Below are 25,148 nucleotides of genomic sequence, written 5' to 3'. Positions count from 1 at the left end.
CGCTCTCGGTAGATTCGACGCGAGGACGTTTCGGATTGCGGGGGCGCGGGTGTCGGACGAAGGCGGTTGGCGGGTGCGGCGGCCCTACGGGTGGATGCTCGGGCTCGCCGCGGTGATCGTGATCGCGGACCAGACCTCCAAGTTGTGGGCGGTCTCGGCGCTGGCCGACGGCGCGCACATCACCGTCATTCCGCAACTGCTCCACCTCCGGCTGCTGTTCAATCCCGGCGCCGCGTTCTCCATCGGCACCGAGGCGACCTGGCTGTTCACGCTGGCCACGGCCGCCGCGGTCGTCGGCGTCCTGTACGTGGGGCGGCGGCTGCGCTCGCGCGCCTGGACGATCGGGCTGGCCGCGCTGCTGGGCGGCGCCGCCTCCCACCTCCTCGACCGCCTCTTCCGCGAGCCGGGCTTCGCGCAGGGCCATGTCGTCGACTTCATCGACTACGGCGGGCTGTTCGTCGGCAACCTCGCCGACATCGCGCTCACCGGAAGCTGCGCCCTGCTCATGCTGCTCAACCTGCGCGGCGTCCCCCTCGGAGCCGCGCCCGCGTCCGACTCCGAGAGCGCGCCCGACCTCGAGAAGGCGCCGGACGAGGAGCACCCGCGTTCGTAGGCGCGGCCGGACGGCACCTCAGCCGCCCCCCGGCAACGGCGACAGGGTGACGGGCAGGCGGTCGAAGCCGCGCACGGTGAAGCTCGGGCGCCGTACGGGATCGCCCGCCGGTGCCGGGTCGTAGCGCCGTACCAGGAGCGTGAGGAAGACCTGCGCCTCCAGCCGGGTGAGGTGGGCGCCCAGGCAGAAGTGCAGCCCGGAGGCGAAGGCGAGGTGCGATCCGTCGTCGCGGCCGAGGTCCAGCCTGTGCGGCTCGGTGAAGCGGTCCGGGTCGTGGTTGGCGGCGCCGAACATGGTGAGCACCAGCCGTCCCGGTTCGAGGTCGGCGCCCGCCACGGTGACCGGTTCCAGGACGGTGCGCGCGCTGAACTGGACGGGGGAGTCGTAGCGGAGCAGCTCCTCGATCGCGGTGGGCATCAGGTCGGGGCGGTCGCGGAGTCTGCGCAGCTCGTCGGGGCTGTTCAGCAGCGCGTGCAGGCCGTTGCCGAGCAGGTTGGTGGTGGTCTCGAAGCCGGCGGCGAACAGCAGCAGCGCCGTCGAGATCATCTCCTGCTCGTCCAGGGCGTCGTCCTCGTGCGAGGCCACCAGGCGGCTGAGCATGTCGTCGGCCGGGCGGGCCCGCTTGTCGGCCAGCAGCGCCGTGAAGTAGTCGACGAGTTCCCGTCCGGACCGTTCGCCGAGGGCGACGGTGTCCCGGTCGGCCGTCGGTTCCAGCGCGGCGATCAGCGCGTGCACCTTCGGGGTGAAGGCCAGCCGGTCGGCCTCGGGGACCCCGAGCAGGTCGGAGATGACGTTGACGGGCAGGGGGAGCGCGACGGCGTCCATGAAGTCGCCGCCGGGCTCGGCGGCCAGCGCCTCCAGCATCGCCTGGGTGCGGGCGGTCACCGCGGCGCGCAGCGCTTCGACGTGGCGGCCGGTGAAGGCCGAGCTGACCAGCCGGCGCAGCCGGGTGTGGTCGGGCGGGTTGGCGAACAGCATGCTGTCGCGCAGGAGGTCCACCATCGTGCCGGGACGGTCCATCGCTTCGTCGCCGATGCCGAGGTCGAGGACGTCGTCGCTCTTGCCGATGGAGCGGTGGCGCAGCGCGGTGTCGCAGTCCTCGAAACGGGTCAGCACCAGGGTTCCGTCACCGGTCACCAGGGCGGGGGCCTGTTCCCTGAGCCTGCGGTAGCCGTCGTAGGGGTTCTCGTTTCCCGGGTCGAGCATGAGCTCGTAGAGGAGTTGTTCGGCGTCCGGGTCGGTGCGGGCCATCGTCGGGGCCGCGTCGTGGGGTGGGGGGCTCGGGGCCATCGGCTGCTCCTTCCGCCGGCGGGGGCGTCCGCCCGTCCCCAGTAGCATTGACAACCGGGCGCCGATCGTCAATGGCGCGGACAAAATTGTGTTTTTGTCTTCACTGGGTCTGGTCGGGGCACCCGTGTCATCGAGGCGGCGGTGCCCCTTGGTAATGTCCGTGGGGTGAACACCTCAGCGCCCGGGGCCGGGACCTTCCGTTCCCGGGTCCGGCGCCAGCTCCGCGAGGACGCGCTCGACGCGGCGTACCGGGTGGTGGAGGAGCGGGGCTGGGGCGCGGTGCGGATGACGTCCGTCGCCTCCTCCGTCGGGGTCAGCCGGCAGGTCCTCTACAAGGAGTTCGGGTCCAAGGACGGGCTCGGCGAGGCGCTGCTGATGCGCGAGGCCCAGCGGTTCATCGACGGCGTCGCCGACGAGATCCGCCGGCACGCCGACGTGGAGGCCGCCATCGAGGCGAGCCTGCGGTTCGGCATCAGCCAGGGAGCGGCCAGCCCGCTGCTGCGGGCGGTCCTGACCAGCACCCTGGAAGGCGGGGACGACACGCTGCTCCCGCTGGTCACCACCAGCTCCGAACGCCTGGTGGCGCTGTCCCGCCAGGTCCTGCAGGAGCACATCACCACCCGGGCGCCCGGCCTGGACGCCGAGGACGTCGAGTCCACCGCGGACGCCGTCGTACGGCTGCTGGTCAGCCACCTGCTGCTGCCGCTGGACGACCAGGAGACCACGGTGCGCCGCCTCACCCGCCTGGCCGCCCGCAACCTCGGGCTCTGACCCTCACTCCACAACCGGACCCCGCCGGTTGCCGATGACGACCATGTCGCCGGGGCGCGCGGCAGCGCGCCGGGCACGATACCGGCGGGAACGGGATGAGCGCCGGGCCTGTCCGGCTCAGGCCGCACCGCCTCGCGGGCGGGATGGGATGCCACCATGAGCGCTATGCCGGACCCATCCCCCGCCGTGCGGCACGATGCGCTGGTCGGTGAACTGCGCGCGATCCGCGAGCGCGGCCTGCTGCGGCTCCGGGACGTGCGGCTTCCCGCGCTCGCCGCGGCCGCCACCGCGCTGGGGCTGCCCGTGGGCGACGACCTGCTGCCCTCGTCGATCACCCGGCTGCTCGGCGAGGTGGTCGAGCGGCTGGACGGCTCGCTGGCCACCGCCACCGCCTACACGCTCGGCGTCGCCCCCGGCACCCGGGACTGGCCGGCGCACGACCGCAGGCAGCGCGCCGCCCAGGTGTACAGCGTCAGCGTCGAGCGCTTCCGCAAGTCCCACGAGCGCATGCTGCTGGACAACGTCGCGCAGGAGATCCTCGCGCTCTGCGCGAAGGAGACGAGCGAGGCGGAGGAGCCGGAGCCCGCCGCGCCCCCGCTCGGCAGCACCTCCGTGGTGTTCGACCTTCCGGGCCGTGGTCGGTCCACCGGGGTCGGGGGCGGGAGGATCACGGTGCTGTGCCGCCCGGTGGAGACCCTGCGGGATGTGGACGTGGTGGTCTCCTCCGAGAACGTCTACCTGCAGATGTCCAAGACGTACCAGTCCACGTTGTCGGGGACGCTGCGGAACGCGGCGGCCCGGTGGGACGGGGCCGGGGCGCTGACCGACGACGTGCTCCAGCGCGAGCTTCAGGAGTGGCTGCGCCGCCGGGGACGCCTGGGGGCGGCGGTGGCGCCCGGCACGGTCGTGCCCACGGGCTCCGGGGAACTCGCGGCGCAGGGGATCCGCCGGGTCTACCACGCCGCCGTGGCGATCCCCCGGCCGCGCTCGCACGGTTACGCGATCGAACCGGGCGCGGTCGTCCGGGCGGTGCGCCAGGCGTTCGCGCTGCTCCGGCACGAGCGCGACCAGTACGACCCGCCGTTGAGGTCGCTGTGCTTCCCGCTGTTCGGCGCGGGACGCGGCGGCCTGGCCTTGGAGACGAGCTGGTCGTACCTCTGGGCCGGTCTGGAGGCCGAGCTCGGCGCCCGGGACGTCCCGGACGTCTACCTGCTCACCCGCCGGGACGAGGTCATGCGCACGGTGTCGGACGCCCTGCGCGGTCTCGGCGCGCATCCCGTTCAGAGCCCCTGATGGGTGAAGGCGGCCCAGGCGTGCATCGCCAGATGAAGCAGGGACGCCTTCGGCGTCCAGGCGAGGTTCAGGCGTCGGATCCCCGCGGTATTCCGAGGGTGGCGAGCAGGTCTTCGTGGAACTGGATCCACAGCATGTGGCAGGAGTCCCGGTCGTGGCCGTCCACCCAGGCGCGTTGCCCCAGGTCCACCTTGCGCAGCGCGGAGGCGTACCGGTCGGCGTAGCCGTCGAAGCGCGCCAGGCACTCGGTGAGCCGGCCGCACAGGCCGGCGAAGGACTCGCCCACCTTCGCCAGTGTCCGGAGCACCCGTTCGTCCCAGGGCCAGTCGGTGTGGTCGTTGAACGCCATGGGGTCGTACGGTGTCGGCCGTATCTGCCAGTTGGTGCAGGCGGTGCCGAAGCGGCGGTTCAGGGGCACGAACGCGGCGTGCACATCGGTGACGGCGGCCCGTGCGCCCGACCGGTCGAGTTCGGCGGCCTGCCGCCGCTCGTTCTCCACCCGGCCGGCGTCGGTCAGCGACCAGTCCGTCCTGCCGGCGAAGCTCGACTGGCGGGCCCAGCCCAGGGCCTCGAAGTCCAGCAGCGCCTCGTGGACGGTGTCGGCGGAGAGCCCGTAGCGGGCGGCGACGCGGGACGGCGTCGCGGCGCCCAGCACCCGGACGCCGTGCAGGGCCAGGTCTTCCGGCTCGGACCGGTAGGTCACCTCACGCCTCCCCTCGGCGGTTCTCGACGCGGCCCGTCACGCGGCCGAACCGCTGCTGCGCGGCCTGGGCGGAGGCCAGTCCCATCGCGCGCGAGATCCGCGGCCACGACAGGCCGCGGGCGCGGGCGGTGAACATCAGTGCCGCCTCCGCCTGGTCCACTTCGGCGCGGGCGGCGGGCAGCAGGGTCAGGGCCGCCATCACGACGCTCTCGTCGACGTCGTCGTTGCCGGCACGCCACAGGGCGAAATCGATCAGGTCGGCCGCCGAGGGCGGCCGGCCGCCGTGCAGCCAGGGCGCCCGGGGGAGGGACGCCGCCCCCGCCTCCATCAACCGCCTGCGGGCATCCGCCTCGCGGGCCGCCTGCCCGTGGTCGGCGTCGCTGTTCTCCATGGCGGCCCACCCTGGCCTATCAACATGTTGTTGTCAACGGAACGTTGATGGCGCTCCCGGGGGCCTAGCATGATCGCCGTCAATGCTTCCAGGGGGAGTCGATGGACCCACTGCGACCGCACGATCCGCGCCGGATCGGCCCGTACCGCCTGCACGGCCGGCTCGGCGCCGGCGGGATGGGCGAGGTCTTCCTGGCGGGCTCGCCGGGCGGCCGCGACGTGGTGGTGAAGGTCATCAGGCCCGAACTGGCCGACACCCCCAACGCGCGCCGCCGCTTCGCCCGGGAGATCGCGGCGGCGCAGCGGGTCGGCGGGTTCCACACCGCGCAGGTGGTGGAGGCCGCGCCGGACGCCGACCCGCCGTGGATGGTCACCGAGTACATCCCCGGCCCGTCCCTGCGGCAGATGGTGCAGGAGACCGGGCCGTTCTCCGAGGAGAACGTGCGCGCCCTGGCCGCGCAGCTCAGCGAGGGGCTGGCCGCGATCCACGGCTGCGGGCTGGTGCACCGCGACCTCAAGCCGGGCAACGTGATCATGGCCGACGACGGGGCGCGGATCATCGACTTCGGCATCGCGCGCATGGACGACGCGAGCGTGCTCACCGAGAGCGGCGCGGTGGTCGGGACGTACGCGTTCATGTCTCCCGAACAGGTCGATTCCGGTGACATCGGGCCGTCGAGCGACGTCTTCTCGCTGGGCGCGGTGCTCACGTTCGCGGCCACCGGCCGCAGCCCCTTCGCCGCCGGGACCATCCCGGCGATGGTGCTCCGGATCGTCAACGCCGAGCCCGATCTGGGGACGGTCCACGGCGAGCTGCGCGGGCTGATCGCGGCCTGCCTGGCCAAGGACCCGGCCGACCGGCCGACCGCCGCCGACCTGCTGGGCTGGCTCTCCGGCTCGGGCGAGGCCCCGCGCGTACCCCCGGCGCCGGCCCCCTCGGTCGGCGCACCGACCGGCGGCCCCGAGACGACCCCGCCGGGCTCGGTGCCGCGCCGCCGGTTCCTGCTGGTCGGTCTCGCGGGAGCGGCCACGGCGGCCGCGGTGACCGTCCCGGCCGTCATCCTGTCCACGCGCGACACCGACGCGAAGAGCGGCGGGACGAGCCCGTCCGCGACCCCGCGAGCACCGGTCCGGGAGATCCCCGCGAGAGTGATCACCGGGCACGGCGCCGTGGTCACGCACGTGACGTTCAGCCCGGACGGCTCGACCCTGGCCAGCGGCGGCGCCGACGGCCCCATCCACCTGTGGGACGTCACCACCGGCAGTCGCACCCGTACGTTGCAGGGCCACAGCTACCCGCTGGTGTCGATGGTCTTCGGCCCGGACGGCAGGACCATGACCACCGGGGCGGAGGTCGTCAGGTTCTGGGACCTGGCGACCGGCCGGGAGACGCGCAACATCGCCACCCAGCAGCGCACCGGGCACGACACCGCACTGTTCGCGATGGCCTGCGGCCCCGACGGGAAGTACCTGGCCACGGACGGCCCCGACGGCAAGGCGCTGCTGTGGGACGCGGCCGGCGGCAGGATCGTCCGCACCTTCACCGGGAACGCCGGCAGTGCGCTGGTCTTCACCCCGGACGGCCGCGCGCTGGCCGGCGGCGGCGGCGATCTGCGCCTGTGGGACGTGGCCAGTGGCGCGACCATCCGGACCTTCCCAGGGATGGCGGGGCAGGTCCACGCGATCGCCCTCAGCAAGGACGGACGCTTCCTGGCGGGCAGCGGCGCGACCAGCCCGGTCGTGCTCTGGGACGCCGCCACCGGCAGGAAGATCCGCGAGTTCACCGGCATGGGGAAGGCCACCGGCCCCATCGCCTTCAGCCCCGACGGCAGGCTCCTGGCCAGCGCTCCTCCCGAAGACGCCGCCGGGACCTCGGAGCACGCTGTGGAACGTGGCCACCGGCGCGGTCGACCGCACCCTCGAGGGACACACCGGCGCCGTCAACGCCCTCGCCTTCCACCCCGGCGGCTCAGCGCTGGCCAGCGCGAGCCAGGACCGGACCGCGCGGCTGTGGAAGCTGGCCTGACCCCCGGACGGATCTCCTCGGGCGGGTCAGGCGTTCTGCCGGTCGTACTCCTCGCGCGCCCTGTCCACGTCGGCCATGTGCGCCTCGGCCCACTCCTTGAGGTGGCGGATCGTGTCCAGCAGTGACATGCCCAGCGGCGTGAGCTCGTAGTCGACGCGGACGGGCACCGACGGGGTCACCGTGCGGGTCAGCAGCCCGTCCCGCTCCAGGCCCCGCAGGGTCTGGGTCAGCATCTTCTGGCTCACCCCGGCGATCCGCGCGGAGAGCTCGGAATAGCGCATCCGGCCCTGCAGGCCCAGCGCCACGATCACGAGGCTCGCCCACTTGTTGCCGATCGTGTCGAGCAGCCGCCGGCTGGGGCAGGAGGCGGCGAACGCGTCGAACCGGGCCGGCGGGGCGTCAGCGGTGGTCACGTCCATGGCATACCTCCGGGTTCCTACACCACTTCAAAGTGCCTTCTTTCCAAAGGAGAGCAGGGAACCGATGGTTGTGCAATCCACCCATCGGAAGGGGAACCCTCATGACGCTCGCACTGGTGTCCAAGGCCGGCGGCTCCGCGCCCGTTCTGGAGGACGTGGCGCCGCCCCCGCTGGAACCCGGTGACCTGCGGGTCCGTGTCACGGCGGCCTCGGTCGAGCCCGTCGACACCCTCATCGCCCGCGGGCCGGGCCGGGAGATCTTCGGGCTCACCGGAACGGCCGGTCTCGGCCTCTCCCTCACCGGCGTCGTCACCGCGACCGGTGCCGGGGTCACCGGCTTCTCGGCCGGCGACGCGGTCGCCGCCCTGCACCGCGACTTCGCCGCCCCGGTCCGCGCGCACGCCGTCGAGACCGTCGTGCCGGCGGCGACCGCCGCGCCGCTTCCGGACGGCCTCGACCCGGTCGACGCGGCCGCCCTCCCGATCACCGCCCTGACCGCGGCGCTGATGGTGGACGCGCTGGGCCCCGCCGCCGGGCGCACCCTGCTGGTCATCGGCGCCGCCGGCGGGGTGGGCGGGTACGCGCTCGCGCTGGCCGCCCACGTCGGCTGGGCCGTCACCGGGCTGGCGCGCGAGTCCGACCGCGACTTCGTGCTGCGGGCCGGGGCCCGGCGGCTCGTCACGGACCTGCCGGGGCCGTCGTTCGACGCCGTCGTCGACGGTGCCGTCCTGAACGCGGCGGGCCTCGCCGCGGTCCGCGACGGCGGGACGTTCGTCAGCGTGCCCTCGGCGCCTCCGGCGGCGTCCGAGCGGGGCATCGAGATCGGCGTCCCGGACGGCGACCCCGGCCGTGCCAGGCTCGCCGAGCTGCTCGCCCTCGCCGCCTCGGGCGTCCTGGAGCCGCGGGTGGCCGGCCGGGTGCCGCTGGCCGAGGCCGCGACGGCGTACGACAAGGTCGCCGGGGGCGGTCAGCGGGGGCGGTGGCTGCTGGTGCCGTGACCGCCGTCCCGCCTGACACGTCCACGACACACGTGCGAACGCCCGCCCGGGGAGCCCTGGGCGGGCGTTCGCTCGTCCTGAGGTCCCTCAGTGGGACAGGTGGGGTGTGGGACGCGGCCAGGGGCGTCCGGCGAGGTGCTCTATGTCGGTGTTGAACCGTCGCAGGTAGGACGCGAACGCGGCGATGTCGTCGTCGGTCCAGCCCGCCATCACCTTGTCCAGGCCCCGGATGATGTCCCCCCGCTCCTCGTCGAGCATGCGCTCGCCCTTGTCGGTGATGCGGAACTTGCGGGCGATGCCGCCGGTCGGGTTGGGGATGCGCTCCACGAGCCCGGAGCGCAGGGCCGCGGCGGTCTGCCGGTGGACAGTGGAGACGTCGAGCCCGAACGCGTCGCTGAGCTCGCCGATCGACATGGGGCCCTGGACGCGGATGCGGCTGAGCAGGATGTACGCGCTGCGGTCCAGGGTGCGGGGCCGATCGCGCAGGGCCTCGTAGCGGCTGAGCAGCATCTGCTCGTACTCGACCTCGTGGGTGGGGGTGGGGGTCGTCATGTGCGTGTGCCTCCTGCCGTGCCGGCGGATGCCCGCTCCATCCGTGTGGCACTGGTCTCATCCGGGCTCGACATCATATGTATCAGCCACGTCATATGTACGATACATAACGCATGTACGATGCACATTAAGTCTCCCGGAGGGCGAGCTGAGGCGCCGCGGCGCGTCCACCTCCAGGCCCGCGCCCCCGGGACGTCTCACTCCAGACCTTCATTGAGGAGAGCACCTATGCACGCAGCCAGACCCGCGGGCCAGGCGGCACGTCCGGGCGGCGTGATCGCCACGCTGGCCCTGGCCGGCATCACGGCGGCGATCATGCAGACGCTGGTCACCCCGCTGATCGCCGAGCTGCCGAGGATCCTGAACACCACCTCCGCCAACGCCGCCTGGGTGATCACCGTGACCCTGCTGGTCGGGGCCGTCTGCGTGCCGGTCGTCGGCCGGCTGGGCGACCTGGTCGGCAAGCGCCGGATGCTGCTGGCGTGCTCGGTGCCGCTGGTGGCCGGCTCGGTGGTGTGCGCGCTGTCGTCCGCGGTCGTCCCGATGATCATCGGGCGCGGGCTGCAGGGCATGGGCATGGGCATGGTCCCGCTCGGCATCGCCCTGCTGCGCGACGTCGTCCCGGCGGAGCGGCTGAGCTCGTCCATCGCGCTCGTCAGCGCCTCCATGGGCATCGGCGGCGGGCTCGGCCTGCCGATCGCGGCCGCGATCGCCGAGTACTCCAGCTGGCGCGTCCTGTTCTGGGGCTCGGCCGGCATGGCGATGCTCGTCGCGGTCCTGATCTGGTTCCTGGTCCCGGACGTGCCCGCCGCCGCCAAGGGCCAGCGGTTCGACGCCCCCGGCGCGGTCGGCCTCGCCATCGGCCTGGTCAGCCTGCTGCTGGCGGTGTCCAAGGGCGCCGACTGGGGCTGGGCCTCGGCGACCACGCTCGGCCTGTTCGCCGTCGCCCTCCTGGCGCTGGTGGCCTGGGGGTTCTGGGAGACCCGCACCCGTGAGCCGATCGTGGACCTGCGCACCACCGTCCGCCCCCGGGTGCTGATGACCAACCTGGCCTCGATCTTCGTCGGCTTCGGCATGTACGCCTCGATGCTGATCGTGCCGCAGCTGCTGCAGTTCCCGAAGGAGACCGGGTACGGCCTCGGCCAGTCGATGCTCGCGGCGGGCCTGTGGATGGCCCCCGGCGGGGTCATGATGATGCTCGTCTCCCCGCTCGGCGGCCGGCTCACCAACGTCCGGGGCCCGAAGTTCACCCTGATCAGCGGCATCCTGGTGCTCGCCGCCGGCTACGGCGCGTCACTGGCCCTGATGGACACGGCCTGGGGCCTCATGCTCGCCATCATGATCATCAACGCCGGGGTCGGGCTGGCCTACGGCTCCATGCCCGCGCTGATCATGGGCTCGGTCCCGCTCCACGAGACCGCCGCCGCCAACGGCTTCAACACCCTGATGCGCTCGCTGGGCACCTCGGTGGGCGCCGCGGTCGTCGGCGTCGTCCTGTCCCAGCTCACCATCAGCATGGGCGGCCACACCCTCACCTCCGAGCAGGGCTTCCGCACCGGCCTGATGATCGGATGCGGCGTCGCGCTGGTCTCCGCGCTGATCGCCGTCGCCATCCCGAAGGGCCGCGACGAGGACGCCGACCAGCTCGCCGCGGCGGCCACCGTCACGGTGCCCGAACAGGTCAAGATCAGTAACTGAGCGCCGCGGGCGGCCGGCCCGTCAGCCTCCCTGCCGGCCCGCCAGCCCGCCGAGGAGCGGGGAGGTGAGGTGCCCGACCAGGTCGGTGACGGGCTTGAGGGGGCCGTCCGGGCTCGAACCGCCGTCCGGCGGCTGCTGCTCGGGCGACTCCTGCGGGGGCGCGGAGGCGGTCTGCCGCGAGTCCGGCTCCCTGACCGACGGCGTGGACGGGGCCGGCTCCTCGCGGGGCTTGGCCGGGCCGGTCGAGCCGCCGCCCGACCCCGCGGGCTCGTCGGCGACGGGGGCCCGCGCGGCGGTCGTCGGCGTCGCCGCGGGGGCGGTGCCGTCCGGCTCTCCGCCCGGACGCTCCGGGGTGCCCGGATCGTCGGTGATGTTGCCCACCGGGGCGGGGCCGGGACGGGTGCCGCCGTTGGACGGCCCGAGGGCGTTCACCGTGCCGTCGCCGGCGGACGGCCAGGTCATCACCAGGCCGGCCGCGACCGAGGCGGCCACCCCGGCCACGCCGCCGACGCCCTTGAGGGCGCTCCTGCGGCGCCGGGAGCGTTCCCGTCGCGGGTCTTCGTCGCCGGCGGAGCCGATCACCACGACCTCCCCGGCCGGGACCGCGGGCTCGGCGTGGCCGATCTCCTCGCGGTCGGCGGCGGCCAGCACCTGGTCGCGCAGCGGCGCGGGCGCCATGGCGGGCGCGCGACGGGCCAGGAGGTTGGGGAGCCGCCCCCGCTCGAACGCCTCGATGACGTCCATGTGCCGGGCGGGATCGGCGGCGCCGCGCATGAGGGCGTCCAGGACGACGCGTTCCAGCCCGGTCCGCGCCTCGTGCAGCAACTCACGCACGGTGCCCGGCGAGCAGCGCAGGACGGCCGCGATGTCGCGGACCTCCAGCCACTCGCCCGCCGACAGCAGCAGCGCCTCGCGGTGGCCGGCGGGCAGGTTCGCGACCGCGTCCAGCAGCGGGTCGGCGGCCGCCTGCGCGAAGACGGGACGGCCCTGGCGGCCGAACGCCCCGCGCTCGGAGCAGACCGCACGGGCCAGGCCGTGCAGCCACAGCACCGTCTCGCCGCGCGGCGGGATCCGCGACGCCTCGGTGAGCGTCTCCCTGAGCGCGCCGGCCGCGCCGCGGTCGCCGACCAGCGACCAGCAGTGCGCGTACAGGCGATGTGCGTGGGCGTCGTAGAGGGTTTCCAGGTCCGCGCGCATGTGACCTCCTCGTGAGGTGGCCGTGGGAGCAGCCGTTCCGAGAGCAATCAAGGGGACGGGCCGTTCCGGTGGCACGCCTGGGCACGGGACTGTAGTGCACGACGTGACGGATGAGAAGTGAGCGATGTCTGAGTGTAGCGGGTTTCACACTCGGTAAGGCATTGGTCGTTGCCTGTCATTGTTGGCCGGGATTGGTCCTTGGTCCCGGCCGACGATCCGGTTCGGTCGCGGAAAAAAGATCCGATTCTCTAGTACCGGTTCGTCTCGGCGTCCCGGTCCAGGTCGGCGTCGATCTCGGCCGCGGACAGCTCGGTGATCCCCATGTGGTCCTTGGCGATCCGTCCGAGCGTCGGCAGGCCCTTGCGGTCCGGCCAGGTCTCGGGGGCCCACAGCGACGAGCGCAGGAACGCCTTCGCGCAGTGCATGTACAGTTCCTCGACGTCGACGAGGACCGCCAGCCGCGGCCGCTTCCCCTGCACCGTCAGGTCGTCGAAGAACGGCGCGTCCGACACGAGCGTCGCGCGCCCGTTCACCCGCAGCGTCTCGTTCATCCCCGGCACGATGAACAGCAGCCCGACGCGCGGGTTGTGCAGCACGTTGCGGAGGCTGTCGACCCGGTGGTTGCCGGGGCGGTCCGCGAGCACCAGCTGCCGGTCGTTCAGGACGAGCACCGACCCGGCGGGGTCGCCGCGCGGCGAGACGTCGCAGGCCCCCTCCGCGTTCGAGGTCGCCAGGAGCACGAACGGCGAGTGCGCGATGATCGTGCGCGCGTGCTCGTCGATCCGGGCGATGTCCTTGTCCCAGATGACCTGCGACGGCTCCGCGACGATCTCCCGGAGCTCGGCCTCGGTCCTGACCGCGCGAATCTCAGAAGGATGCACCGTCCGAATATAAGGTAAACCTGACCTCTTAGGTAAACCTGGTATCACCCTGGGTCTCCGGCCTCAGCGGTCCAGGGCGCGTTTGATGACCTTGCCGGTGGGCGTGCGGGGGAGTTCGTCCAGGAAGACGACCTCGCGGGGCACCTTGTAGCGGGCCAGGTTGGCGGCGACGTGCGCCTTCACCCGCTCCGCGTCCAGGGGCCCGGAGGCGACCACGTAGGCGCGCAGCCGCCGGCCGAACTCGGGGTCCGGGACGCCGACGACGGCGCACTCGGCGATGTCGGGATGGGCGGCCAGCAGCTCCTCGATCTCGGCGGGGTGCACGTTCTCGCCGCCCGAGACGATCATGTCGTCGGCCCGGCCGTCGATGTGCAGGCGCCCGCCCGCGTCGAGATGCCCCAGGTCGCCGACGGGCAGCAGGGGCCCGGTCACGGCCGCGCCGGAGGTGTAGCCGTCGAACCGCGTCGGGCTGCTCACATGGACCTGCCCGACCGTGCCCGGCGGTACGGGGCGCCCGTCGCCGTCCAGGATGGTCACCGCCGTTCCGGGCGGCGGCGTGCCGGCGCAGCCGGGGGCCGCGACCAGGTCCTCGGGCGTCGCGATGGTGATGCAGGACGCCTCGGTGGAGCCGTAGAAGTTGTAGAGGACCTTCCCGAACGCGGCCATCACCTCGCGGGTCAGGTGCGGTGTGAGCGGGCCGCCGCCGGTGGCGATGACGCGCAGGGCGGACAGGTCGTGGACGCCCAGGTTCGGGGCCTCCAGCACGCGGCCCAGCATGGTCGGCACCGCGATCAGGGCGGTGCAGCGGTGCCCGGCCAGGTCCGCGACGGTCCGCTCGGCGTCGAAGCGGCGGTGCAGGACGAGCGTCGAGCCCAGCGCGAGCGCCAGCGTCGCGGAGGTCAGGCCCCAGCCGTGGAAGAGGGGCGGCGCGACGAAGACGGCCTCCTTCCGGCGGAACGGGATCCGGGTGAGGATCCCTCCGGGCAGCGCCAGCGGCTCGCTCGGCGCCGACGACCGGGCCGCGCCCTTGGGCCGGCCGGACGTACCGCTGCTCAGGATCACCAGCGTGCTCGCGCGCGGCGGCGCGGGCGGGGTGAGGGCGCGGCCCGCCGACAGCCCGTCCAGGTCGGAGCCACCGTCGTCGGACCAGGCGGTGTACGTGCCCTGCGGGACCTCGATGCCCTGCAGCAGCGGCGCGAACTCCTCGTCGTGGACCAGGGCGGTGATGCCCTCCTCCTCGACGGTGCCGCGCAGTTGCGGGGCGGCGAAATCGGTGTTGAGCAGGACGATCCCGGCCCCGAGCTTGGCCGCCGCCGACATCGCCAGCAGCAGCCCCCGGTGGTTGCGGCACAGGACGGCGACCCGGCTCCCGGGGCCGATGCCGCGCCGGTGCCAGGCGGTCGCCAGCGCCTTCGCCGCGGTGTCGAGCTCGCGGTAGGTCACCGGGCCGTGATCGTCCACCACGGCGGTGCGGTCGCCGAAGCGCGCCGCGCCGACGGTGGTCGCCGCGCCGATCGGGCCGTACGCGCGCATCGCCCGTGCCACCGCCGCCAGCGTCCGCGGAGGCATCGGGGCGAGCAGCCCGGCCCGCCACGCGGCGCGCAGCCACGCGAGCCGCGCGCGGTTGGACGTCATCGCCCACCGCGCCGGCGCTCGCGGGCGAACGCCCTGCGGGCCTGCGGAACGTACCGCACGGCCTCGGGAAGCAACGGCCACACCCGGTTCAGGCCCCGGACGGCGGCCGCGAACCGCCGGTAGCGGCGCTCGTCCGCGGCGCTCCAGGGCGTGCCGAGCAGCTCGCGCATGCGCGGGTGCAGACCGCCCACGGTGACGAAACGGGCGACCGAGTTCAGCGGCGGGCTGACCGCGCGCCATACGGGCGCGGGAACCTGCTTCGGCCTGGGGAGCCCCTTGAACACGTAACCGACGCCGTAGCGCGCGGTCTTGTGCGCGACGATCTCCTCGTCGAGCATCCGCTTCCAGTACGCCTGGAAGGACTCCCAGTCCTCCGGCATGACCCGGTCGCTGACCCCGTACATGCGGTACCAGGTCTTGGACTCCTCGTAGACGCGGCGCTTCTCGGCCTCGCTCAGGGGACGGATGAAGGTCTCGACGCAGTACAGCATGGTGTCGAGGAACGTCGCGTGCGCCCAGTAATAGGTGTCGGGATCCAGCGCGTGGTAGCGCGTCCCGTCCGGCATGGTGCCCTTGATGCCGGTGTGGTAGTCGCGGACCTTCATGCCCGTCCGGTTCGCCTCGGCCCCGCCGTAGACGGTGTTGAGGATCGGCCCGGCCGACCGCTTCACCCGCGCGAAGGTCTCGTCGAAGAACACCGAGTGGTCGAGCACGCCCTGGCCGAGCGCCGGGAGCATGTTCTGCAGCACGGCGGCGCGCGGGCCGACCAGCGCCATCCGGGTGTCGCCGAAGAAGCGCCACGTCAGCGAGCCGGGTCCGAGTCCGGTCATGACGGATCCTGGACGGGCGGGGTGAAGGTGTAGGGCATCCGCTTGACGCCGTTGATGAAGTGGGAGAGCAGCCGGTCCGGTTCGCCCTCGCTGCGGATGTCGGGCAGCCGGGTGAACAGCTCGCGCAGCATCACGGTGATCTCGCGGCGGGCCAGATGCGCGCCCAGGCAGTAGTGCGGGCCCGGCCCGCCGAAGCCCACGTGCGGGTTGGGGGAGCGGGTGATGTCGAACGCGTCGGGGTCGGTGAACACCGACTCGTCCCGGTTCGCCGAGGTGTAGATGAGGACGGCGATGTCCCCCTTCTTGAGCGGGATGCCGTTCAGCTCGCAGTCCCGGGTGACGTTGCGGCGGAACTGGATGACCGGGCAGGAGTACCGGACGATCTCCTCGACCGCCCCGGCGATCCGTCCCTCGAAGTCCTCGGCCAGCAGCCGCCGCTGCTCGGGGAACTCGGTGAACAGCCGCAGGGCGTGCGCGATCGCGTTGCGGGTGGTCTCGTTCCCGGCGGTGACCAGCAGGATGAAGAACGAGCCGGTCTCCTGCGCGGTCAGCGACTCGCCGTCGTCGTTGGCGTTCACCAGCCTGGAGATCAGGTCGTCCCCGGGCCGCTTCCTGCGCTCCTCGCCCAGCCGCTTCACCAGGCGGGACAGATCGCGGCCCGCCCGGACGAGCCGGACCGCGCCCTTCAGCACGTCGAGCCGCCGCGGGTCGCCGTTCATGTAGCGCTCGTCGGCCTTGATCCCGTTGTACTCGGGGTCGCTGTAACCGAGGATGACGTTGGTCCGGTTCAGGACCATGCCGTGGTGGCGCTCCGGGATGCCCATCAGGTCGCAGATGACCTCGACGGGCAGCCGCGCCGCGGCCTGGGCGACGAAGTCCCGCGGCCCCTCGGCGATCATGTCGTCGACGATCCGGGCGGCCCGCCGCTGAAGATCCTCCTCCGCCCGGGCCAGGATCTTCGGGCTGAACGCCCGGGACACCACGCGCCGGATCTGCGCGTGCCGCGGATCGTCCATGTTGATCATCGATCCGAAGAAGCGGCCCGCCCAGGCCGGCATCTCGGTCAGCGTGTTGGCCGTCGGCTCGCTGCTGAACAGCTCGGGGCGGCGGCTGGCCTCGGTGACGTCGGCGTGGCGGGCCAGCGCGTGGAAGCCCGGCTTGGACGCGATGAACGGGAGCTTGGCGATCGGGACGAAGGCCGCTCCCTCCATCTCCCGCATCCGCCGGAACGCCTCCAGCCGGTGGGCGTCGGGGCGCGTCCAGAACCCCAGCCCCGAGAGGTCGAACTCCCGCAACTCCGGCGGGAGTGTCCGTGGAGTCGCCATGCTGCGATACATATAGAGAAATATGTCTCTCTGTCTCACGCCGGTCAACGTGACCTGGGGCACAGCCGGGCCGTGCGGCTATAGTGACCGCGACATGGCGCCACCCGAAGACCTGATCTCGCCCGGGCTGAGCCTGGACGAGGAGACCGGAGAGCTCACCACGCGGATCCTCGACGCGGCCCTGGAGGAGTTCGGCTCCTACGGGCTGCGCCGCACCAGCGTGGACAACGTCGCCCGCCGCGCCGGGCTGGCGCGCGCCACCGTCTACCGCCGCTTCGGCAGCAAGAAGGACCTGATGCAGGCCGTCGCGCTGCGCGAGGCGCGGCGGGCCATGGTCGTCATGGTGCGCGCCGCCGAGCGCCGCCCCACCATCGAGGACCGCCTGGTCGAGGGTTTCGTCACCGGCGTCGGCCTGGCCCGGGGCAACCCCCTGCTGGCCCGCCTGATCAGCGCCGAGCCGGAGCTGATCCTGCCCTACCTGACCACCGACTCCCGGTTCGTGCTGACGTTCGCCCGCGACTTCCTGGCCGAGCAGTTCCGCCGCTCCGCCGGCCCGCCCCCGGTGCCCGCCCCGGACGCCGCCGCGGAGATCATGGTCCGGCTCGCGATGTCCATCTTCCTGGCCCCGCAGAGCTGCATCCCCCTGGAAACCGAAGCCGACCTGCGCGCCTTCGCCCGCACCTACCTGGTCCCCCTCCTCCGCACCGCGCCCTGACCCCGCGCCGACGGCAATTCCCGATCTGGAATATGCCCTGTATTCGCCGCCTTTCCGGCACTGTCATACTCCGGCCAGGACGACCCTTCCCGGTAAAGATGGTGATCATCTCAGTCAACGATTATTGTTGAATCGCTCGGCGCACCATCGACCGTGAGATGCCGATGCGGCCTGTACGGGGTGACCACGGGCCGGGGAAGCGGGGTCGTCCCGCCATGAGAGCACAGGCCGTGGTCCGCAGCCCCGCCGCCAGGCGGCTGCTCATCGCGCTGTTCATCACGGCGACAGGGGTGGCCCTCGGCCGGGCCGTCGGATCCGGACAGGTCGACGATCTGGTCAATGGTCAGCCGTATTTCCACGCCGTCGCGGCGCTGCTCGCGATCGGCCTTTACAGCGGCACGCACGGAATCGAAACCGCCCGGATGCGCACCGATCTGCGCACGATCGTCCTGGCCGTCACGGTGGGGGTGCTGGCCAAGGCCGCCCTCATCACGCTGGTCATGACCGTGCTGTTCCCCGGGCCCGAGGCGCTGGTGCTGGGCGTGGCGGTCGCGCAGATCGACCCGCTGGCGGTCGCCGCGCTGCAGCACTCCTCCCGACTGTCGGCGCGCGGCAGATCGCTGCTGCTGGCGTGGGCGTCGTTCGACGACCCCGTGACCACGCTGCTCACCATCTACGCCGCGACGCTGGCCGTGACGGCCCACGACCTCGACCGCACCGGCGAACTCGCGGTGCTCCAGGGCTCCGGCCTGGGCGGCGTCGCGCTCGGGATGGCCGCCAACGCGGCGTTCGCGGCGGTGGTCTGCGGGATGTGGTGGGCGCTGCGGCGATGGCGACCGGACGGCACCGCGGTGTTCGCGGCCGGCTGCGTGCTCCTGGCGGCGGCGGGCGCCGTGGCGGTCACCCAGTTCTGGATGCTGGGCGTCGCGCTCATCGGCCTGTTCGTCCGCCCGGTCCTGCCACGGGCGCCCGAAGCGTTCGCACGGACGCTGGCGCTGCTGACCCAGATCGCCCTGGTGCTGGCGGTCCTCGGCGTGGGCTTCCTGCTGTCGGTGCGGGTGCTGATCGCCGCCGGGATCGTGCTGGGCGTGACCGCCTTCCTGGCGCAGGTGGTCGTCAGCATCCCCCTCACGCGCGGGCAGACCGCCGACGACCGGGCCCTGCTCGCGATCGCGCAGCAGAACGGCATCACGGCGATCGTCCTCGCGCTGCTGCTCAGCTCGATCCTGCCCGACGTGATGGCGGTCGTCGCCCCCGCGATCGTCGTCGTCAACATGCTGCACGCCCTGTTCAACTCCGCCTACGACCGCGCCGGGTCGTGGGCGGCGATCCGGGAGGCGGCCGGACGGCGGTTCCCGCCCGGCTCGGCCCGCCGCCCGCCGCCCGCCGGCCACGAGCCCACGGGCGGCGGCGGCCGCGAGCCCACGGGCGCGGCGCCGGCGCCGGGGCCGTCGCCGGAGGGGCCCGGGCCTCCCATGCCGCTGATCCCCCCGCCGCGCCGCGGAGATGAGGACACCGCCTGCTCCACCTCACTGGGCGCGGCCGAGCACACGAGGAGGCACGGGAGTGCCGGGTGAGGCGTCCGGCCCGGTGGCCGTCCAGCAGGTCTGGGACCGTCAGAACGTCTGGTCGCGGGCCGCGGACCGGCTCAAACGGCGGATCGCCCGGACCCGCCTCGCGAGCCTGCTGCTCGGCGCCTGCGCCGCCGTCATGGGCGCCGCCGCCGCCCAGACGATGGATCTGGGCATGGCAGGGGAGACCCTCGCCTTCGGCGCCGCCGTCGCCGCGGCGCTGGTCCCGCTGACGGTCCGGTCCGCGGGGCCGGCCGCCACGCACGACTGGACCCGGCTGCGCTCCGTCGCGGAGGCGCTGAAGTCGGAGGTGTACGTCTCACTCGCCGGTGCGGGCCGGTACCGCGGTGCGACCGGCCCCGGCCCCCTGCTGGAGACCTCCGAGCGCATCGAGGCCGACGGAGCCGACCTGCTCCACCACCTCACCGGCATCAGGGCGGACGCGCGGTCCCTTCCCGCGGTCTCCGGCATCGACTCCTACGCGCGCGAACGGGTCCGGAGGCAACTGGACGGCTACTACCGGCCCAAGGCGCGGCTGATGGGAGGCCGGGTCCGGGTGGTCCGCCGGATCGAGATGGCGCTGGGCGCGGCCGGGGCCGTGTGCGGCGCGGCGGCGGGGGCCTTCCAGGTGGGGGAGATCGCCGCCTGGGTCGCGGTGGCGACCACGCTCGCGGCGGCGGTCAGCACGCACGCGGCCGCCTCGAAGTACGAGTACCAGGAACTGGAGTACGCCAGGACCGCCGGTCAGCTCGCCAGGCTGCTGGCCCGGCACGAACGGGACGCCGCGCACACCGGGTCGGCCGAGGGCGGCGACGCCTTCGCGGCCGAGTGCGAGCTGGTCATCTCCGCCCAGAACGAGGCGTGGATGGCCAGGCTTCCCGGCGACGACGCCCCCGCCCTGCCCTGAGCCCTCCTCCCCTGAGCCCTGCTTCGCTGAGCCGGGGGCGCGGCGGCGGGCGTCGTCAACGGGCGGCGATCGCCTGGGCCAGGGTGTTCAGCGCCGCCTCCGCGACCGCGACCTTGGCCTGGTCGAGCGTGATGCCGATGAGCGCCTGGTCGTTCCCCAGCCGCCGGTAGTACACCGCCCCGGCCTCGACGTCCAGGACCACGCGGTGCAGCACCCCGCCCAGCAGCGGGAGCAGCATGCGGTCCATGCGGTGGCTGGTGATGTGGGTCAGCTTGCCGATGCGCTCGTAGTGCTTCCGGCGGTCGGCGTGTTCGGTGCCGACCGTGAACGAGCCCAGCCGGCGATGCCGGAGCAGGTCGGCCGACCGCACCAGGTCGGGGCCCTCGAAGTAGGCCACGTAGTGCAACGCCTCGGGGCTGAGCGCGGCACGCAGGTGCCCGCTCAGCTCGCCGCGCGAATCGCCGCTCACGGCGTACTCGTCGATGTACCGCTCCTGGGGCAGGAGGTCGGCGGGGTCGACGTCCACGTCGTACTTGGTGTGCTCGCCGGCCGGATTCTGGTTGCCGCCGTATCCGCGGGCCAGCCGGACCTCGTCGCAGAGCCAGACCATGGTGGCGTCGGCTTCGTCCACCGGTGACTCCTCCAGGGACGCGCCCACCAGGTACTCGCCGTGGAACGGCGAGTAGTAGAACAGCGCGCCCTCCCCGACGTCGAACACGCAGCGGATCAGCCGGCCGCTGCGGACGGGCTCGAACGCCTTGTCCAGCCGGGCCACCACGTAGTGGAGATGCTGCCCGCTGGTCTCCAGCGACTCGCGCTTGCGCTTGGCGTCGTCCGGCGAGGCGATGCCCGGCGCGTGGGCGGAGGCGAAGGTGTCCTGCCAGAACTGCTGGTTGCCGCGGATGTAGTACGAGACGTACTGCACGGTGTGCCGGCCGAGGGCCCGCCGGCACAGGCCCTTGATCCTCTCGAAGCCGTTCGCGGCCCGGGCGGGCTGCCCCTCGGTGATCGTCAGACCCGGTCCGTTGCCGCCCTCGGGGGGCTGGAGCGTCATCACGTACCCCGTTCTCCGTCCGCCTCGGCGGCGGAATCGGCGCTCACGTCGACGGAATCTCAAGGTCGATGTCCCTGCGCAGGCCGCCGTCCCCGCCGTCGGCATCAGCTCTCGCGTCCTCGGTCACGTGCAGGTTGGTGTAGGCGATCCGGCTCAGCGGATGCCCCGGCCCCAGCCGCTGCTTGAAGCCGGCGTAGGCGTGCCGCTCGCGCTCGGCCGCGGCCTCGGTCTCGCCCAGCGCGACCAGCGCGTTGGCGTATCCGATCTCCGCGCCCAGCGTGAACGGGTGCTCGGGGCCGACGTCGGCGTCGTCGTGCAGCGCCCGCCACGCCTCCTCGCCGCTCCTGCGGGCCTCGTCGAGCCGGCCGGCGAGCCGCGCGTACACGCCGAGGTTGGCATGGCAGGCGAGCGTGAAGGGATGCGACGGGGAGAAGGTCTCCCGGTAGAGCGCCAGGTTGAGCCGTCCGCGGCGCAGCGCCTCGCCGTACCGGCCGAGGGCCGCCTGGGTGGCCGCGAGGCTGACCACGCACGAGAGGGTCTCCGGGTGGTGGGGGCCGTAGAACGCCTGGCTCGCGTGCCAGGTCTCGGTGATCGACCCCAGCGCCTCCTCCGCCTCGCCGTGGTCGCGGAGGGTGACGGCGAGCGCCCGCGCCGCCCGCAGGGTCGTCGGTGAGGCGTTGCCGGCGGAGGCGCGCAGGAGGGCCAGCGCCGTCTCCAGGTGGCTGCGGGCGTTGGCGTACTCGCCCATCTCCCGGTAGTCGATGGCGAGCCTGACCATGGAGTGCCAGGTCGCGGGCGCCTGCTCGCCCAGGATCCGGCGGCGCGTCTCGTAGGTGGTACGGTCCAGCTCCATCGCCGCCTTCGCCGCTCCGGTCAGGAGGAACGCGAGCGCGAGGTTGTTGGCGGCCCGGAGCGTGTCGGGATGCTCCTCGCCGAGCCGTTCCTTGAACGCCTCCAACGTCTGCTGGTCCATCAGGAGGGCCTGGACGAACGCCCCGCGGGCGCGCAGGTCGGCGGCGACGCTGCGCCGGATCCGCAGGCCGAGCAGGTGGTTGGACGGCAGCGACTCCTCGCGCAGCCGCTGGGCCTCGGCGTCCCAGTGCGCGGCGCGCTCGTACATGCCGAGCTCGCGCTGCACGTTAGCGAGCTGGATGAGCAGCTCCAGCCGGTGGCGGTCGCTTTCGCCGAAGTCGGCCGTCCACTGGACGCGCAACTGCTCGGCCAGGGCCCGCCCCACCTCCCAGTCGTTGGACATGTAGAGGTACCTGACCTGCTGGACGGCCCAGGCGCGCACCTCCGGGCCGGCGTCGGCGGTCTCGCCCACCTCGCAGGCCCGCACGTGCCGCTGCGACTCCCGGTGGCGCCGCTCCTGGACGTGGCGGGACGCGTCGTCGCCCGCCACGAACGCGGCCAGTGCCAGCTGCGCCGACGCGCGGGCCTCGACGCGCTCGTCCTCGGACATCCCGGCCCGGACCGTCCGCAGCGTGTGCGGATGGACCTGCAGGCGGTCGAGCTGCTGGTCGACCCGGACCAGCGAGTACCGCTTGACCATCTGGACGACCTCGTCGACGGTCAGGTCGACGCCCACGTCCGGATCATGGCGCCCGATCCGCTCGCGCATCCCCGCCGAGCGCACCAGCTCCATGGCCACGCCGTCGGAGGCCAGGTACGCGCAGATCCGCACCAGCCACAGCGCCGCCGGGCGCTCGCGGGCCAGCCGTTCCAGGGAGAGCCCGGCGGTGCGCGCCGCGGACGCCCCCTCCTCGCCGGCCGGCGCCGTGGTGATCTCCTCGGCGTCGCCGAGCAGGTCGAGGAGCTGGTCGGCCAGCGCGCCGGGCGTGCGGTCGAGGGGCGGCGGCCCCTTCTCCTCCTGTGCGGCGATCCAGCGCGAGGTGACCCATCCGGCCGCCTGGTCGACGGCGAGCGGATGGTCGTCGAGCCGCCGGGCGACGCGCTCGGCGTGGGAGTGGGTGACATCGCTCTGCCCGATGCGTTCGCGGAACAGGCGGACGCTCTCGCCGCGCTCGAAACGCCCGACCGGGACGGTGCTGTGACCGGCCGCGGCCCAGCCCTCGTGCCGGGAGGTCACGAGCACCTCGCCCGGGCCGCCGTCGGGCATCAGGCGCTCCAGCTCGAGCGGGTCGCCCGCCGCGTCGTAGACCAGCAGCCACCGGCCGTGGTCGCCGCCGCGCAGCGCGGCGAGGGTCTGCTCCACGGCGTCCTGGGCGTCGGGGGCGGCGCCCTCGCGCAGGTGGGGCAGCAGGCGCGCCAGCCGCGTCCGCACCTCGCGCTGCTCCTCGGCGGAGATCCACCAGATCACGTCGTAGTCGTAGGCGAACAGGCAGGCGTACTCGGCCGCGACACTGCTCTTCCCGATCCCGGTGGGACCGGTCAGCACGGTGGGACGGCCGGTGCCGCGGTTGTCCCGCAGCTTCTCGCGCAGGGACCGCAGCACCGCGTCACGTCCGACGAAGGAGCGCGTGGTCGCACGGACCCGCTGGACGCGCGGGACCCGCTTGGGGAAGCGGGGCGCGTCCGGCAGGTCGTCGGCGCGGGGCACGAGCCGGTCGCTGTAGGTGAAGTAGGTCAGCAGCTCACGGCGGGCGGTGGCGTCGTCCGGCCCGTGCGGCACCAGGTCGACGTCGACGACCGAGGACAGGATCTCGCCCAGCGTCCCCTCGCTGACCCGCACGCCCACCAGCCGCTGGTCGGCGCGGGCACCGGACCCCGACCGCAGGTCGGCGATCAGCCCCATGGCCGGGTCGAGTTCGCTGGACTCCAGCAGGCGCGGCGACAGCAGCACGACGCTGGTCTCGGCCGGCGCGTCGCCGCCCCCCGCCCTGACGGTCAGCCCGGCGCGCCGCAGCACCCAGGTGATCCAGTCGGCCCAGGGGGCGTCGGCCGCGCAGGAGAAGATCGCGACGTCGAATCCGGCGGTCGCCGGCTTCGCGGTCAGGTGCCGTTCCAGGGCGCGCCGGCTCGGCTCGGGCAGCGGCCTCAGCTCGGTGGCGGGGTCTCCGGTGATGGCCTGCGCCACCGCCTCGTACGCCTTGAGGGCCGTTCCCTGTTCATGGGGGCTCTGGGCGATCGCCGCGATGACGGGATGGCGCCAGAGGGACGGCGACCTCGGGACGGTGATCTTCCCCCAGTAGCGCTCCCGCCCGATCTCGTCGAGCCCTTCCAGCAGCGGGCCGTACTGGAGGTGGGCGAAGCGCTTGATGTCGTCGGCGGGGTAGTGGTCGTCCCCCATCGGCACCGGCAGCACCGTGACGGGCCCGGCGTCGCGGCCCGCGGTGAGCTTCCGCAGGTCCTGCGTCACCCTGGCCCCGTCGGAGATGCTCTCGACGTGCCCCAGCCTGAAGCAGGCCATCAGCACGTCGGCGAGATGGACGACGCCGAGCCGCGCCAGCGTCGACCGCCCCGAATGGTTGTCGAGCAGCACGTAGTCGTACCCGCTGCCCACCAGGTCCTCGCGCAGCGAGGCCAGGAAGTGGCGGCCGTGCCTGCTCGCCGCGAACAACTCCCAGTCGAGGCGTTCGGCCTCGGCCCAGTAGGTGTCGTCGGCGCGCCTTCCGGGGCCGAGGTGGGCGAGCTTCCCGGTCAGGCCGGTGTCGATCCCGGCCTGCGGCCAGTTGAGCTCGACGATGTGGCGGCCGATCCCGCCCTGCCGCCGCCAGATCACGTCGAGGTCGGGGTCGGGGTCGCGGCGCACGGCCTCGGAGTGGGCCTTGCGGTAACTCAGCAGGAGGTCGAGGAGGCCCTCCTGCTCGTCGGGGACCTCCTCGTCCGCGAAGAACTTCGCGAGGTACTGGTCGACCGACGGGCGCTGCGCCCCGATCGCCCAGTCGACGATCAGTACGTTCCGGCCGGTGCTGGACAGGATCCAGGCCGCGTTGGCCAGCGCCATGGAGCAGCCGATTCCCGCCTGGCTTCCATGGAAGCTGACGATCTTTCCAGGAGGTGTCGCGATCGCACCGGACGCCTCGCCGTGATGTGGAGTCACCCTCGCCCCCGCCCTGGGACCCAAGTGCACAACGATGGAAAGAATACTTAGGGATGGACCATCCTATATGCCTCGCGCGCTCAGGTTCACACCCACGAGTTATCCGAGTAAACGATCAAGTGAAAAATGGTTTGGGTCGTCCTGAATGGCGGGACCCTTGGCCGCAAGTGGCCGCAGTGGGCGAGTCCGGGCCCCTGATGTGCGGTGATGGTCTGCGTTTCATGGCGTGGCCGATGGTGTGAGCGCACCTTCCCGGGCCGACCGGTGTCCGATCCCT

Annotated in this window: 21 protein-coding genes and 1 pseudogene; 10 read left to right on the top strand and 12 right to left on the bottom strand. The window is 73.1% G+C overall.

Features of this window, described 5'->3' with window-relative positions:
• Nucleotides 1-73: 73 nt before the first annotated feature.
• Entirely contained in the window at nt 74-613 is a 540-nt protein-coding gene (locus ACZ466_RS11360; RefSeq protein ID WP_378292222.1) for a signal peptidase II, read from the top strand.
• Between the two features lie 18 nt (nt 614-631).
• Here ACZ466_RS11360 and ACZ466_RS11355 read toward each other — a convergent pair whose 3' ends face one another.
• Nucleotides 632-1,903 carry a cytochrome P450 gene (locus tag ACZ466_RS11355; protein WP_378292220.1) on the bottom strand — a complete coding sequence of 424 codons (1,272 nt, stop codon included), beginning with the start codon at nt 1,901-1,903 and terminating at the stop codon, nt 632-634.
• A gap of 165 nt (nt 1,904-2,068) precedes the next feature.
• On the opposite strand from ACZ466_RS11355, the gene ACZ466_RS11350 reads away from it, so the two are divergent.
• The gene (locus ACZ466_RS11350; protein WP_378292218.1) at nt 2,069-2,674 is read left to right on the top strand and encodes a TetR/AcrR family transcriptional regulator; all 606 of its coding nucleotides are present in this window, start codon (nt 2,069-2,071) and stop codon (nt 2,672-2,674) included.
• Nucleotides 2,675-2,839: 165 nt separating this feature from the next.
• Complete coding sequence (locus tag ACZ466_RS11345) at nt 2,840-3,967, top strand: macro domain-containing protein (protein WP_378292216.1); 1,128 nt, start codon at nt 2,840-2,842, stop codon at nt 3,965-3,967.
• A 67-nt stretch (nt 3,968-4,034) separates the two neighbouring features.
• On the opposite strand, the gene ACZ466_RS11340 is transcribed toward ACZ466_RS11345, so the two are convergent.
• Nucleotides 4,035-4,670 carry a transcriptional regulator gene (locus tag ACZ466_RS11340; RefSeq protein WP_378292214.1) on the bottom strand — a complete coding sequence of 212 codons (636 nt, stop codon included), beginning with the start codon at nt 4,668-4,670 and terminating at the stop codon, nt 4,035-4,037.
• Between the two features lies 1 nt (nt 4,671).
• Nucleotides 4,672-5,061: a DNA-binding protein gene (locus tag ACZ466_RS11335; protein WP_378292212.1), complete on the bottom strand. Its 390-nt coding sequence runs from the start codon at nt 5,059-5,061 to the stop codon at nt 4,672-4,674.
• A 101-nt stretch (nt 5,062-5,162) separates the two neighbouring features.
• On the opposite strand from ACZ466_RS11335, the pseudogene ACZ466_RS11330 reads away from it, so the two are divergent.
• Both ACZ466_RS11330 and ACZ466_RS11325 read left to right on the top strand, forming a co-directional pair.
• Nucleotides 5,163-6,560 (top strand): annotated as a pseudogene (locus ACZ466_RS11330) (WD40 repeat domain-containing serine/threonine protein kinase); the annotation flags it as partial.
• Nucleotides 6,561-6,618: 58 nt separating this feature from the next.
• Nucleotides 6,619-7,086, top strand: a complete 468-nt coding sequence (locus ACZ466_RS11325) for a WD40 repeat domain-containing protein (RefSeq protein WP_378292230.1) — start codon at nt 6,619-6,621, stop codon at nt 7,084-7,086.
• Between the two features lie 26 nt (nt 7,087-7,112).
• On the opposite strand, the gene ACZ466_RS11320 is transcribed toward ACZ466_RS11325, so the two are convergent.
• Nucleotides 7,113-7,505, bottom strand: a complete 393-nt coding sequence (locus ACZ466_RS11320; RefSeq protein WP_378292210.1) for a winged helix-turn-helix transcriptional regulator — start codon at nt 7,503-7,505, stop codon at nt 7,113-7,115.
• A 101-nt stretch (nt 7,506-7,606) separates the two neighbouring features.
• Here ACZ466_RS11320 and ACZ466_RS11315 point away from each other — a divergent pair, with 101 nt between their 5' ends.
• Nucleotides 7,607-8,503, top strand: coding sequence for a zinc-binding dehydrogenase (locus tag ACZ466_RS11315; RefSeq protein ID WP_378292208.1), 897 nt, complete (start codon nt 7,607-7,609; stop codon nt 8,501-8,503).
• 87 nt (nt 8,504-8,590) lie between these two features.
• Here the strand turns inward: ACZ466_RS11315 and ACZ466_RS11310 are convergent, their stop codons facing one another.
• Nucleotides 8,591-9,055, bottom strand: coding sequence for a MarR family winged helix-turn-helix transcriptional regulator (locus tag ACZ466_RS11310; protein ID WP_378292206.1), 465 nt, complete (start codon nt 9,053-9,055; stop codon nt 8,591-8,593).
• Nucleotides 9,056-9,283: 228 nt separating this feature from the next.
• Between ACZ466_RS11310 and ACZ466_RS11305 the strand changes: the two genes are divergently transcribed.
• Nucleotides 9,284-10,753 (top strand): MFS transporter, encoded by a 1,470-nt coding sequence (locus ACZ466_RS11305; protein WP_378292204.1) that lies wholly within the window; start codon nt 9,284-9,286, stop codon nt 10,751-10,753.
• A gap of 21 nt (nt 10,754-10,774) precedes the next feature.
• On the opposite strand, the gene ACZ466_RS11300 is transcribed toward ACZ466_RS11305, so the two are convergent.
• The 5 genes from ACZ466_RS11300 to ACZ466_RS11280 all read right to left on the bottom strand — a co-directional run bounded on the left by ACZ466_RS11300 (nt 10,775) and on the right by ACZ466_RS11280 (nt 16,621).
• On the bottom strand, nt 10,775-11,950 hold the full coding sequence (locus ACZ466_RS11300) for a sigma factor-like helix-turn-helix DNA-binding protein (protein WP_378292201.1): 1,176 nt from the start codon (nt 11,948-11,950) through the stop codon (nt 10,775-10,777).
• 248 nt (nt 11,951-12,198) lie between these two features.
• On the bottom strand, nt 12,199-12,831 hold the full coding sequence (locus ACZ466_RS11295) for a pyridoxamine 5'-phosphate oxidase family protein (protein ID WP_378292199.1): 633 nt from the start codon (nt 12,829-12,831) through the stop codon (nt 12,199-12,201).
• 63 nt (nt 12,832-12,894) lie between these two features.
• Entirely contained in the window at nt 12,895-14,466 is a 1,572-nt protein-coding gene (locus ACZ466_RS11290) for an AMP-binding protein (RefSeq protein WP_378292197.1), read from the bottom strand.
• Nucleotides 14,463-15,296 (bottom strand): oxygenase MpaB family protein, encoded by an 834-nt coding sequence (locus ACZ466_RS11285; protein WP_378292195.1) that lies wholly within the window; start codon nt 15,294-15,296, stop codon nt 14,463-14,465. The genes ACZ466_RS11290 and ACZ466_RS11285 overlap by 4 nt, the downstream gene beginning before the upstream one ends.
• The gene (locus tag ACZ466_RS11280; protein WP_378292192.1) at nt 15,293-16,621 is read right to left on the bottom strand and encodes a cytochrome P450; all 1,329 of its coding nucleotides are present in this window, start codon (nt 16,619-16,621) and stop codon (nt 15,293-15,295) included. Before ACZ466_RS11280 ends, ACZ466_RS11285 begins: the two co-directional genes overlap by 4 nt.
• A 94-nt stretch (nt 16,622-16,715) precedes the next feature.
• On the opposite strand from ACZ466_RS11280, the gene ACZ466_RS11275 reads away from it, so the two are divergent.
• The 3 genes from ACZ466_RS11275 to ACZ466_RS11265 all read left to right on the top strand — a co-directional run bounded on the left by ACZ466_RS11275 (nt 16,716) and on the right by ACZ466_RS11265 (nt 19,814).
• Nucleotides 16,716-17,336: a TetR/AcrR family transcriptional regulator gene (locus tag ACZ466_RS11275; RefSeq protein WP_378292190.1), complete on the top strand. Its 621-nt coding sequence runs from the start codon at nt 16,716-16,718 to the stop codon at nt 17,334-17,336.
• A 215-nt stretch (nt 17,337-17,551) separates the two neighbouring features.
• Nucleotides 17,552-18,913: a hypothetical protein gene (locus ACZ466_RS11270; protein WP_464043389.1), complete on the top strand. Its 1,362-nt coding sequence runs from the start codon at nt 17,552-17,554 to the stop codon at nt 18,911-18,913.
• The gene (locus ACZ466_RS11265; protein WP_378292415.1) at nt 18,903-19,814 is read left to right on the top strand and encodes a DUF4231 domain-containing protein; all 912 of its coding nucleotides are present in this window, start codon (nt 18,903-18,905) and stop codon (nt 19,812-19,814) included. The genes ACZ466_RS11270 and ACZ466_RS11265 overlap by 11 nt, the downstream gene beginning before the upstream one ends.
• A gap of 55 nt (nt 19,815-19,869) precedes the next feature.
• Here ACZ466_RS11265 and ACZ466_RS11260 read toward each other — a convergent pair whose 3' ends face one another.
• Both ACZ466_RS11260 and fxsT read right to left on the bottom strand, forming a co-directional pair.
• Nucleotides 19,870-20,868 carry a hypothetical protein gene (locus ACZ466_RS11260; protein ID WP_378292417.1) on the bottom strand — a complete coding sequence of 333 codons (999 nt, stop codon included), beginning with the start codon at nt 20,866-20,868 and terminating at the stop codon, nt 19,870-19,872.
• Nucleotides 20,869-20,911: 43 nt separating this feature from the next.
• Entirely contained in the window at nt 20,912-24,871 is a 3,960-nt protein-coding gene (fxsT, locus tag ACZ466_RS11255) for an FxSxx-COOH system tetratricopeptide repeat protein (protein WP_378292419.1), read from the bottom strand.
• Between the last annotated feature and the right edge of the window lie 277 nt (nt 24,872-25,148).

The organism is Actinomadura rugatobispora (assembly GCF_055379765.1).
The sequence above is the reverse complement of the archived record's forward strand: the minus strand, read 5'-3'. Positions and strand labels throughout refer to the sequence as shown.

Bases quoted from the DNA above. Each gene is read 5' to 3' on its own strand.
- ACZ466_RS11355 (WP_378292220.1), bottom strand. From the start codon at position 1,903: ATGGCCCCGAGCCCCCCACCCCACGACGCGGCCCCGACGATGGCCCGC.
- ACZ466_RS11345 (WP_378292216.1), top strand. From the start codon at position 2,840: ATGCCGGACCCATCCCCCGCCGTGCGGCACGATGCGCTGGTCGGTGAA.
- ACZ466_RS11335 (WP_378292212.1), bottom strand. From the start codon at position 5,061: ATGGAGAACAGCGACGCCGACCACGGGCAGGCGGCCCGCGAGGCGGAT.
- ACZ466_RS11320 (WP_378292210.1), bottom strand. From the start codon at position 7,505: ATGGACGTGACCACCGCTGACGCCCCGCCGGCCCGGTTCGACGCGTTC.
- ACZ466_RS11315 (WP_378292208.1), top strand. From the start codon at position 7,607: ATGACGCTCGCACTGGTGTCCAAGGCCGGCGGCTCCGCGCCCGTTCTG.
- ACZ466_RS11310 (WP_378292206.1), bottom strand. From the start codon at position 9,055: ATGACGACCCCCACCCCCACCCACGAGGTCGAGTACGAGCAGATGCTG.
- ACZ466_RS11305 (WP_378292204.1), top strand. From the start codon at position 9,284: ATGCACGCAGCCAGACCCGCGGGCCAGGCGGCACGTCCGGGCGGCGTG.
- ACZ466_RS11300 (WP_378292201.1), bottom strand. From the start codon at position 11,950: ATGCGCGCGGACCTGGAAACCCTCTACGACGCCCACGCACATCGCCTG.
- ACZ466_RS11290 (WP_378292197.1), bottom strand. From the start codon at position 14,466: ATGACGTCCAACCGCGCGCGGCTCGCGTGGCTGCGCGCCGCGTGGCGG.
- ACZ466_RS11285 (WP_378292195.1), bottom strand. From the start codon at position 15,296: ATGACCGGACTCGGACCCGGCTCGCTGACGTGGCGCTTCTTCGGCGAC.
- ACZ466_RS11280 (WP_378292192.1), bottom strand. From the start codon at position 16,621: ATGGCGACTCCACGGACACTCCCGCCGGAGTTGCGGGAGTTCGACCTC.
- ACZ466_RS11275 (WP_378292190.1), top strand. From the start codon at position 16,716: ATGGCGCCACCCGAAGACCTGATCTCGCCCGGGCTGAGCCTGGACGAG.
- ACZ466_RS11270 (WP_464043389.1), top strand. From the start codon at position 17,552: ATGAGAGCACAGGCCGTGGTCCGCAGCCCCGCCGCCAGGCGGCTGCTC.
- ACZ466_RS11260 (WP_378292417.1), bottom strand. From the start codon at position 20,868: ATGACGCTCCAGCCCCCCGAGGGCGGCAACGGACCGGGTCTGACGATC.